At 61.0% G+C, this 1,035-nt stretch carries 2 protein-coding genes; both read right to left on the bottom strand.

Annotated elements, in window-relative coordinates; genetic code table 11:
- Nucleotides 1–55: 55 nt before the first annotated feature.
- On the bottom strand, nucleotides 56–298 hold the full coding sequence (locus BN1132_RS13140; RefSeq protein ID WP_042078135.1) for a DUF3297 family protein: 243 nt from the start codon (nucleotides 296–298) through the stop codon (nucleotides 56–58).
- 97 nt (nucleotides 299–395) lie between these two features.
- Entirely contained in the window at nucleotides 396–980 is a 585-nt protein-coding gene (locus BN1132_RS13135) for a HipA domain-containing protein (protein ID WP_459348704.1), read from the bottom strand.
- Nucleotides 981–1,035: the final 55 nt, after the last annotated feature.

The raw sequence follows: 1,035 nt of genomic DNA, 5'->3' as shown, positions 1-1,035 counted from the left end.
CCGGTGTTCTGAACAGCATGGCGGCGGGCCCGGCGGGGCGCGCGGTCAGGGCCGCTTAGGCGTAGAAAGCCTCGACGGTGCCCTTGACGGTGATCAGCATGGGGTTGCCGTAGCGATCCTTGGCCTTGGGGGAGGGGATCTTCACCCAACCTTCGCTGATGCAGTACTCCTCGACATTGGTGCGCTCCTTGCCGTTCACGCGAATGCCGATCTCGTGCTCGAAACACTGTGCCACATGGTGCGGGCTGCGCGGGTTGGCCGCCAGACGGTCGGGCAGTGCAGGTTTGTTGTCGCTCATTTTATAGACCTGAGGTTGATAAAAAGTGGGTCATTGTAGGTAATGCCCGCCACGGGCTCAAGGCTGGGCTGCGTCCCATGGGGTGGACAAGGCCCGGCTACAGTTGCAGCTCCGGCAACAGCGCCGCCTGCGCCTGAAAATGGTGGCAACGGCGCTCAACGTCGTCTCTGTAACGNNCGTTGACCGCCTCGGGAGCAAACTCGTCGCCGATGGCCATGGCCAGATGCTGGTTGAACTCGGGGTAAAGCCCCACATTGACCAGATCGTACCAGGGGGTGGGCATCAGCCCTGCTTTTGATACGAAGAAGCTGTAGTTCTTGCCGTGGGCATCGTGATTGTTGACGCAGAGGTTGAAGATCAGCCATTGCAGCATGTCCAGTCTGGCCTGCGCCGGATTGACGCAGAGGGTGCTGAGACTGAACAGCCGTGGCAGGCTCACCCCTTCCCGAATATGGGCCACATCCCGCCCGTCACCGAAGTTGCGTTCATATTTTCGGGCGACGGGAAACCCCAGTCCCTGACAGGCATCGATCATGTGACGACGGCGCACCCTAACGCCATCCTCGTCAAGGCGCCGATCGAAGCGTTCCACCAGCAAGCCTCGGTGGGACCTATCGCCTTGGCCTACCCTGTGCAGTTCGACCCGCGCCACCGGCATGCCCAGCAGTGCGGCCAGCCGCATGGTCACAAATTCATTGATCACCAGATGAGGATGGTGCTCGAACTTGAGGAGGTGG

This window comes from Aeromonas sanarellii (assembly GCF_000820085.1).
Lineage (GTDB): Bacteria > Pseudomonadota > Gammaproteobacteria > Enterobacterales > Aeromonadaceae > Aeromonas > Aeromonas sanarellii.
The sequence above is the reverse complement of the archived record's forward strand: the minus strand, read 5'-3'. Positions and strand labels throughout refer to the sequence as shown.